The following is a 7,815-nucleotide window of genomic DNA, read 5'->3' on the forward strand; positions in this document are numbered from 1 at the left end:
AATGCGGGGGCGGGGCAGAGAGGGAAGCCCGGCGCTGGGTCGGGCTGATCAGGGTTTGCAGCGCATCAGAAACTGTCGGATGGAAGCAGCAAGTCGATGAAGAAAAGGACCCCGAAACAATCTAGAAAACTGCGTTTCAAGTGCGTCTTGCAGCTCCTCAGACCGCATGCTGATCATCTCAAGGATCTCCGAGTCCGTACCTTGTTGGGAGAATCTGTTTGTTTCAAAGTTATCAAGAGTCATAGACTGCTTGAATCTGATGAACAGCCGCCTCGATTCGTCGCTCTCAATGCCGAGATGTCTGATCCTGGAGCTTAGGCGAGTAATCCGCTTGGTGATTTCTCGCTCGCCTTCTGCAGATCTCGAATCTGCCGAGTGATACTTGACTGCCTCATCCTCGAGGCTAGTTATTTCTTCGATAGCCTCCGAAAGAGAGGATCTTACCTCCTTCCTCTCTTCTCTGTTGTTGTTCTGCCAGTTGACGACTATCCATCCCAATACCACCGTCATCAGAGTAAACAGACTAGTGTACTTGGCGAGCAGGTCCAAGGCTGTCCCTTATGTAGGATTGGATTTCGTTGATAAGCGAGGAGTCCTTAGAGATCAATCTGATGCGTGTCAAAACCCGATCGGCAGGGAAACCGAGACGCACCAACCCACCAAACGCCTCCTCCAGAAAAGACGACCCGTAGCCGCGCGCTCCATCAAGGTCAATGGTGATCACTTCGTCCGAGTTCAGCGCGGGGGTGAGATACATATCCCTAAAAAGCTCGCCACTGTAGGGGCCGTCGTCTCTGTAGCGCCCCGCAGGAAATTTCGTGAAATCCCTTGCTAGACTTATGGTTTTCATGGTTCAAGCCTCGGCGGCAGTGGCATCTGCCAGTAAATTACGGTACCCATGATCGAGTCTGAAAAGTCTCCAGACGATTTCTTGCCTGCTTTCATAGAATACCATCCTTTGTTACTCAAGATTATGGCCTTTCCGCCTTTGCATGAGCTTATCGTCTGGATAATTTGTCTCAATCCTTTCCCGCGGTGCTGTTTTTTGGTGCGGGTCTGGCTCTCCCGGACGGCTCCCTCAATTTGACGCCCTTGGGTCATGTTCCGCATTAGGCGCCAAAGCCGCTGCCTTGTGCGAGGCAAAGAAGCGGGGATGCCAACACCTAGATCACAAAATACAACGGAAAGTTTCCCGTCCTTTTCTTGGGAGAACATCCACCAAGGACGATAGTCAGCGGGTGTCGTAATACCGTCGCCGCGCTGGTCGATATAGGCGTGCTGATGGGCGTTGGTCATGGCTTCCGTGATGCCCGTATAAAGCTCAGATTGGAGAGAGTCAGTGATCCTCCCATCGTAGTAGCCCATTATTTCGTCATACTTTTCTCCAACGGCCCCTTGTCCTCTCGCGCTCCTCCAGTTCACGACGTCCCCATCCAGGCATTCAGTTTTGTTTTTCGTCTTGAGGAGCCGCGACAAGCCTATCTGTTGATGGACTTGTGCAGCTTTATTGCTCCTTGGCAGCGACCCTCTGATCATCAACGATTTCGTGCTTTCGATTAGACGGGAAAGCTCTGCGAAAAATAGAATTGCGCCTCCAGAACCAAACTTTCTGGTGTCTGAAAAGTCGATCCATATCCGCCTAGACCCTTCATTCACCAGTCTCCGTACCTTTTCAATAAATATCAGCGTACGCCCACGAGGGCCGGCCTCATAAATATCAAAGTGGGGAGGCGATCGGACTACGCTGAAGCGCGGCGGGGGGTGTCCATCCTTATTGATTCTCTTACCTTGTACCTTGGATAGCTCATCCAGCGCGCGGCGCCGGAACAAAAAAACAGCGCTTCTCCTAAGCCTTTTCAACGACGGTTCCTTCCTGAGCGTGTGATTGACAGATATGTTTTATGCCGATACAAATCGGCTCTCCATTGCTTGGCTGCAAATCGAGCTCACCCGACCACTCCGTACGCACTTCCTAGCCACATCCCATCACCCCAGCACCGACCTCGGCCACTTGGCGTCTACTACCTTGGGGAGGGTCACAGATCGCCGCCCCGCCAGATAACCCGCCCAATAATCCGATGCTCATTCACGTCGCTGCGCGAAAGCTGCAGATCGCCGTAGTTTTCCTTATCCTCGTTATCGCTCCGGATGATCCAACTGCTCAGGGCTCCCTTGATCAGCCGTTTCACGATCGCGCCGCGTTCTGTGCTTGTCAGAACGAACACATGCCCATCAGCGGGCTCGATCTTCGACTTGTCCACCAGCAGCACATCATGGTCGTTGATCGTCGGCCACATGCTTTCACCCTCGGCGTAGATCACCAGCAAGTTCTCGGGCTTGGCGCCTTTAGTGCGGAGCCAGTCACGTTTAAAGGCGAGTGTCGCTACTTTTTCGACGTGAGGGTTTTCATGGCCCAGTCCGGCAGCAGCCTTGGCACTGTATTGGGGAATGTGTGCGTACTTGTCTTCGACCGCTTCCGCATCGCCTCCTCCGGGGAAGGGGGTGTTTGCGGCTGTTCTTGGGTGTGCGCTTGTTGAATGCTTTGGCTCAGCCGGAGCGCTCAACCCCATTTCTTCGATCTGGCGCGCCAGTGTGGGACTGATCTCCTCGATCTTCACGTCTAGCATTTTCGCAAATACTGCTACAGCTTTGAGGCTGAGCGCTGTTCGGCGATTCATGAAATGGCTGATTGCCCCCTGCGTTACGCCGTCGCCCAAGCCATCAGCAAGCTTTTCCTGGGTGAGCTTTAAGGTCGCACGCTTTTTCTGAAAGATTTCCTTCAGGCGGTCGCTATCGTCCAGTTGCCAATCGGCAAGCGGCAGTCTTCGAGAGTCTTTAGTCATCCACAAATCATAATACCTGCGGTATTCGCGCAACCAATATCGCCGGTATTGACTATCAACAATACCGGCGGTCATACTGATGGCGAGTTAACACGTTGAGGACGCCGCTATGCGCCGTATCCCGCTTTCAGAATTCGCAAAAGAACACGGCCATACGAAGGCTGCGCAAATGCTCGGCTGCACCCAAGGCGCCTTGAGCAAAGCCATCCGTGTGGGCCGTGATGTCGTCGTGACCTTTAACGAAGACGGGAGCCTGTCTGCTCAGGAGCAGCGCCCGTTTCCGTCCCAAAAATCTGCCGCCTAACCACTTCATCAGCCACACAGGAGTTACAGCCATGGCCTACGACAAGCCAAAAGAGCACCGCCGCGACAAGCGCCACAAGGTCAGCCTCAACAGCACGCTGGAAAAGATCACCGCGCGATCTGCGATCCGGGCTGAAAAACAGCACGGAACATTCCTCTACCTGCTTGTTGAGTGGGCCGTTGAAAACGGCGCAATCGAAGCACTGCTGAAGGACCGGAACGAGTCTAGCGCGGCCTAGTGGGCCAAAGGAGGGTCAAGTGCTCGAATACGAACGCCTGAGCCCTGCCACGCAAAAAAAGGTGGACGGGCTCATTGCTGCAAACGGCTGGACCTTTGAAAGGGCGATGGAAGAAATCGTCATCGAGGGGATTGCCATGGGCGGACTTACATCTGCCGGACGACCAAAAGCGAAGTTGGTGGACATCAACGGACCACCGAAAGGACTGGGCCAAAAAGGTCCCACATCCGACCCGAATTAGCCCCGACAAAAACTCTGGGCAAAAAAAAGCCGGGGTAGTGACCCGGCCTTTTGAACAACTTAGTGAGGCAAATAATGCGTACTCAGCACATAAATGTCAACACACCATCAATACACGCCGCGCCACGTTTCGTTATCTCTGAAAACGTGGCGCGGATTTCTGTTTTGTGCGGCGTGAGAATCAAGCAGGACGATGAAGGCCGTTACTGCCTCAACGATCTGCACAAAGCAGCAGTGGCTGATGGCGCCAACAAGCGTACCAAAGAGCCAGGCAAGTTCATGGCGACCGAATCGTTCGCCGAAATGGTCACCGAATTAACTACCCAGAATCCGGGTAGTTTGCCGGTAGTGACTATTGAGGGTCGAAATGGGGGCACCTACGTTGCTCGCGAGTTGATCTATGCCTACGCCATGTGGGTGAACGCTCGCTTTCACCTTCATGTCATCCGCACCTTTGACTCTGTGGTTACCGGCCAGCTTGAGGCTGTCGAGGCTCGCCATTCTCGCGAACGCGCTCGTCTCGAAGCTCCAGCCCTGACTGACGCCATCAAGCATGGCCGTCTGGCAGCTGGGAAGGAGATCAAGCACTACCACTTCAGCAACGAGTTCGACCTGATCAACCGCATCGCTCTGGGCATGCCATCCAAGGCATATCGCGCTGCGCACTGTATCGGTCCGACCGAAGCTATTCGCGACCACCTCACCCCGTGCGAAATCAAGTGCATCGAGCACCTGCAGCGCGTCAACGCATCGCTGATTGACGTTGGCATGGACTACGAATCCCGCAAAGAGAAGCTCAGCCAGATCTATATCCAGCGTCACAGCCGGGCCCTTCTTTCCGAAATCAAGCGCCTGGAGTTCTGATCATGGCACGCGCACGCAATATCAAACCCGGACTGTTCAGCAACGAGCTGATAGCCGAACTCCCTGCATTTGACCGCCTCCTGTTCATAGGACTGTGGTGCTTAGCAGACCGAGAGGGGCGCCTGGAAGATCGCCCTAAACGAATCAAGATGGAGTTGTTCCCCTGCGATACCTATGACGTCGATCAGGGGCTTGCCAGTCTGGCAGAGGCTAAGTTCATCACGCGTTACAGCGTGGACGGTTTCAGCGCCATCGAGATTGACAACTTCCAGAAGCACCAGCGCCCTCATGGGACTGAAAAGGACAGCACCATCCCTGATGTTGACGGCTTTCTGACTGTTCACGAACGCAAGGCTAACGGTGTCGTAACGGGTGTCTCACGCAAGGTTAACGTTAAAGATGTAGCAAATAACGTTAAGGAACAGTTAGAGCCTGTTAATCCACCGTTAGATAACGCCCTGATTCACCGATTCTCTGATTCACCGATTCCTGAAGAACATCAACACCACTCTCTCAACGCGGGCGAGGGCGATCCGGCTTCAGGGGCTGTGGTTGCGGAAACCTACGAAGGCTTTGGCGACCTTGAGGACACCCCCGAGGAACAGCCGGAGCAACCTGTCGACCCAAAGGCCCCAGTGGAGATGACGCTGGACTGGAAGCCTGACGCCAAGCTCCTGAAGACCTACTGCGTGCATTTCGGCGTATCGCCTGACCTGTTCACCCATGAAGCCACTGCATCGTTCACGGCTCACCACGAATCCACTGGTGGGCTGAACACCCAGGCCAAGTGGGTTTCGATGCTGGTGGGCTGGGTGAAGTCCGACCGAGCGAAGGCGAGCAATGTTCGCCAGTTCCCTGCTCGACGGCACAGCGCCGAGCCAGATTTCGACAGCACTGCCTGGGCTGACAATCTCGTGGTGAACCCGTGAAAGCCGCCTCGCAGCTCCTCGCGAAGATGAGCAATTTGCCGCCGGTGGTTGTGACAGAGCCGGTCGTTGTCTCGCTCGAGACCGCCGAAGTCGTGAACGATCTGTTCCGCCGGTTGCGGGGAATCTTCCCTGCATGGCGCCAAGCCTGGCCATCGACTGAAGCGCTCGACGCCGCCAAGGCCGAATGGATCAAGGAGTTCGCCGACGAGGGCATCCGCACCCTGGAGCAGATCGAGTTCGGCATCCAGAAGTGCCGCAAGCTCAAGAAACCATTCGCGCCGAGCGTTGGTGAGTTCATCGCCATGTGCATACCAGGGCCTGAAGACTTCGGCATGCCCCTCGCCGCTGACGCGTGGCTCGAAGCGCTGATGGGCACCTACAGCCATGACGGCGTGAAGATCGCAGCCGAGGCCACGGGCCTGTTCGATCTACGCGGCTCGAAGCAGGAGAACAAGGGACTGCGCGAGCGCTTTGATCGCAACTACATGATCGTCTTGCGTCGTGCCCAGGCCGGCCAGCGCCTCGACGGAAAGATCCTGACCGGCATCGGCCACGACCGCCAGAAAACAGCACTGGAACTGGCCGATGAGCTGGCCGAACAGGAAACCCAAAATCGCATCGCCAAGCAAGGCATCCCCGCTGACGGCAAGTCGGCGCGAGAGCTGCTGATGGCGAAATTCGGCAAGAGGACTTCGTGATGGAAGTACATCGTTATTTCTGGCCTGCGATTCAGGGGGCGTTGATCGCATTGTTGTTTCTGGCCGTATGCGTGGGCTTCGGCTGGCTGATTGCCCCCGATCCATCGCTGGCGCAGATCTGCGCAAGAAGCACGGAGCGGGGCTCATCCGCCTGGGTGGCGTGTGTCGACAAATTGATTCAGGAGCGTAAGTGATGTGCATCTGGTTTGAAGTTACCCCACTCCACGGAAACCCCGCTGAAGTCGAGACATCGACTGAGCTGGCCGCCATTGTCGGTTGCGATGAAAGCGATCTGCCAACACACAGCGGCCTGCCAATGGAAAACGAGTGCCTGTGCGACCTCGACATTGAGGCCTTCGAAGCGAAGTTCAACTACCGGCATGACGGCGGTGAAACCACCTTCGATAACTACCTGATCGAGAAGGAAAGCAACGTTCGCGTGATCCAGGGGTGCGTATGAACACCCACATCGAACGAACAGGCCGCGCGCTGAATGTGCTGTGGGATCACTTCCGTACCTGGGAGCTTTTCGCCACCGGCACGCCCGCGCCAATCCTTGACCGTTGGTACATCGCGACCAAAACCAAGGCCCTGATCAAGCACGACCAGATTATGCGGGGTGGTGTATGAGCGAATTCGTTGAAGTAAAGACCGCCGAACTGACAGGCGCGGCGCTGGATTGGGCGGTGGCGAAGGTTGAAGAGGTTGAAGGTCTTGTCCTCCGTAATGGCCGACCATCTTTCGTTCAGGAATTCGACCCTGAACTTTCATGCCGCGAATCTTCCATCTCTGAATGGAAATGCTGGATTTGGTATCAGCCGTCCGAAGATTGGAGAGACGGTGGGCCGCTAATCGAGAAGCACCGGGTCGGTTTCGCTATTTACCCCGAGCACTATTTTGCTGCAACCGGCCTGAATGATTCATCAGGGACGGGCGATGGCCCAACCCACCTCATCGCCGCCTGCCGCGCCATCGTCGCCTCTGTTCTGGGTGAGACCGTAAGCGTGCCGAAGGAGCTGGTATGAGCTTTTCAAAGAACTGCCGGTGTATCTCCTGTGATGCGCTGCGAGCTGATGCACCTTTCGGGGCGCGCTTCGAGAATAGCTTCGAAAGGCGCCGGTTCTGTGAAAGCTGCGGTCAGTCCGATGGTTTCTATGACTCGGTTGAGCGTTGGGTATCGACGGCGAGCGATTGGAAACCATGGACTTGGATGAATGGCTACTGGGAGAAGGTGACCCCATGACCAACACCATCTGGATCTGCATAGCCCTTATCACCCTGGTAGCCGCATACGGCGTGCATCACAAAGTTCAGCGGGTCACTGCGCCTGCGAATCTGCAGGAGGTTTTCCGATGAGCATCGAGAAAATGCGGGAAGAGTTTGAATCTGCTTGGCGCCTTCGCTACCCCGATCATGGGGAGTTTGCTTTCAAACGTAGCCACATCGAGCCTGAAAGCTATGTTGCCACCCGGTTAAAAGACGCTTGGTGGGCATGGCAAGCCTCCCGCGCCGCTCTGGTGATTGAACTGCCATATGTGCATGGATTGCTGTCAGCGAACGAAGCGGCAAGTGATCAGGATTATTACCTAGACCAAGCCAAAATCGAGATGCAGCAACAGTGCAAGAAGGCCATCGATGTTGCCGCTGACCGAAAACTGACCCATTAACGGCTGTTCTGCCGACTGAAAACTGACCCAGG

Annotated in this window: 15 protein-coding genes; 11 read left to right on the top strand and 4 right to left on the bottom strand. The window is 55.3% G+C overall.

Annotated features, from left to right (window positions below):
- Positions 1-48: 48 nt before the first annotated feature.
- From CE491_RS00550 to CE491_RS00565, 4 genes are all read right to left on the bottom strand, one after another.
- Positions 49-549, bottom strand: coding sequence for a hypothetical protein (locus CE491_RS00550; protein ID WP_110946436.1), 501 nt, complete (start codon positions 547-549; stop codon positions 49-51).
- Positions 524-850, bottom strand: coding sequence for an STAS-like domain-containing protein (locus tag CE491_RS31105; protein ID WP_110946437.1), 327 nt, complete (start codon positions 848-850; stop codon positions 524-526). Before CE491_RS31105 ends, CE491_RS00550 begins: the two co-directional genes overlap by 26 nt.
- Positions 847-1,656 carry a hypothetical protein gene (locus CE491_RS00560; RefSeq protein WP_199884915.1) on the bottom strand — a complete coding sequence of 270 codons (810 nt, stop codon included), beginning with the start codon at positions 1,654-1,656 and terminating at the stop codon, positions 847-849. The genes CE491_RS31105 and CE491_RS00560 overlap by 4 nt, the downstream gene beginning before the upstream one ends.
- A gap of 380 nt (positions 1,657-2,036) precedes the next feature.
- A complete protein-coding gene (locus CE491_RS00565; RefSeq protein ID WP_234407457.1) occupies positions 2,037-2,918 on the bottom strand; it encodes a LexA family transcriptional regulator in 882 nt (293 codons plus the stop codon).
- Between the two features lie 34 nt (positions 2,919-2,952).
- Here CE491_RS00565 and CE491_RS00570 point away from each other — a divergent pair, with 34 nt between their 5' ends.
- The 11 genes from CE491_RS00570 (at position 2,953) to CE491_RS30075 (ending at position 7,783) form a co-directional block, all read left to right on the top strand.
- A complete protein-coding gene (locus CE491_RS00570; protein ID WP_110946440.1) occupies positions 2,953-3,147 on the top strand; it encodes a Cro/CI family transcriptional regulator in 195 nt (64 codons plus the stop codon).
- Positions 3,148-3,178: 31 nt separating this feature from the next.
- The gene (locus CE491_RS00575; protein ID WP_110946441.1) at positions 3,179-3,385 is read left to right on the top strand and encodes a hypothetical protein; all 207 of its coding nucleotides are present in this window, start codon (positions 3,179-3,181) and stop codon (positions 3,383-3,385) included.
- Positions 3,386-3,404: 19 nt separating this feature from the next.
- Positions 3,405-3,626 carry a hypothetical protein gene (locus tag CE491_RS00580; RefSeq protein WP_110946442.1) on the top strand — a complete coding sequence of 74 codons (222 nt, stop codon included), beginning with the start codon at positions 3,405-3,407 and terminating at the stop codon, positions 3,624-3,626.
- Between the two features lie 173 nt (positions 3,627-3,799).
- Positions 3,800-4,489, top strand: a complete 690-nt coding sequence (locus tag CE491_RS00585; RefSeq protein WP_234407458.1) for a KilA-N domain-containing protein — start codon at positions 3,800-3,802, stop codon at positions 4,487-4,489.
- A 2-nt stretch (positions 4,490-4,491) separates the two neighbouring features.
- The gene (locus tag CE491_RS00590) at positions 4,492-5,418 is read left to right on the top strand and encodes a DnaT-like ssDNA-binding domain-containing protein (protein ID WP_110946444.1); all 927 of its coding nucleotides are present in this window, start codon (positions 4,492-4,494) and stop codon (positions 5,416-5,418) included.
- Positions 5,415-6,116, top strand: coding sequence for a replication protein P (locus CE491_RS00595; protein WP_110946445.1), 702 nt, complete (start codon positions 5,415-5,417; stop codon positions 6,114-6,116). The genes CE491_RS00590 and CE491_RS00595 overlap by 4 nt, the downstream gene beginning before the upstream one ends.
- Positions 6,116-6,310, top strand: coding sequence for a hypothetical protein (locus CE491_RS00600; protein WP_110946446.1), 195 nt, complete (start codon positions 6,116-6,118; stop codon positions 6,308-6,310). The genes CE491_RS00595 and CE491_RS00600 overlap by 1 nt, the downstream gene beginning before the upstream one ends.
- Positions 6,310-6,576: a hypothetical protein gene (locus CE491_RS00605; protein WP_110946447.1), complete on the top strand. Its 267-nt coding sequence runs from the start codon at positions 6,310-6,312 to the stop codon at positions 6,574-6,576. The genes CE491_RS00600 and CE491_RS00605 overlap by 1 nt, the downstream gene beginning before the upstream one ends.
- Positions 6,573-6,746, top strand: coding sequence for a hypothetical protein (locus CE491_RS30070; protein WP_199884916.1), 174 nt, complete (start codon positions 6,573-6,575; stop codon positions 6,744-6,746). Before CE491_RS00605 ends, CE491_RS30070 begins: the two co-directional genes overlap by 4 nt.
- Positions 6,743-7,141, top strand: a complete 399-nt coding sequence (locus CE491_RS00610; RefSeq protein ID WP_110946448.1) for a phage protein NinX family protein — start codon at positions 6,743-6,745, stop codon at positions 7,139-7,141. The genes CE491_RS30070 and CE491_RS00610 overlap by 4 nt, the downstream gene beginning before the upstream one ends.
- Before the next feature lie 327 nt (positions 7,142-7,468).
- Positions 7,469-7,783, top strand: a complete 315-nt coding sequence (locus CE491_RS30075; RefSeq protein WP_199884917.1) for a hypothetical protein — start codon at positions 7,469-7,471, stop codon at positions 7,781-7,783.
- The last annotated feature ends 32 nt before the right edge of the window (positions 7,784-7,815 follow it).

This window comes from Pseudomonas bohemica (genome assembly GCF_002934685.1).
GTDB lineage: Bacteria > Pseudomonadota > Gammaproteobacteria > Pseudomonadales > Pseudomonadaceae > Aquipseudomonas > Aquipseudomonas bohemica.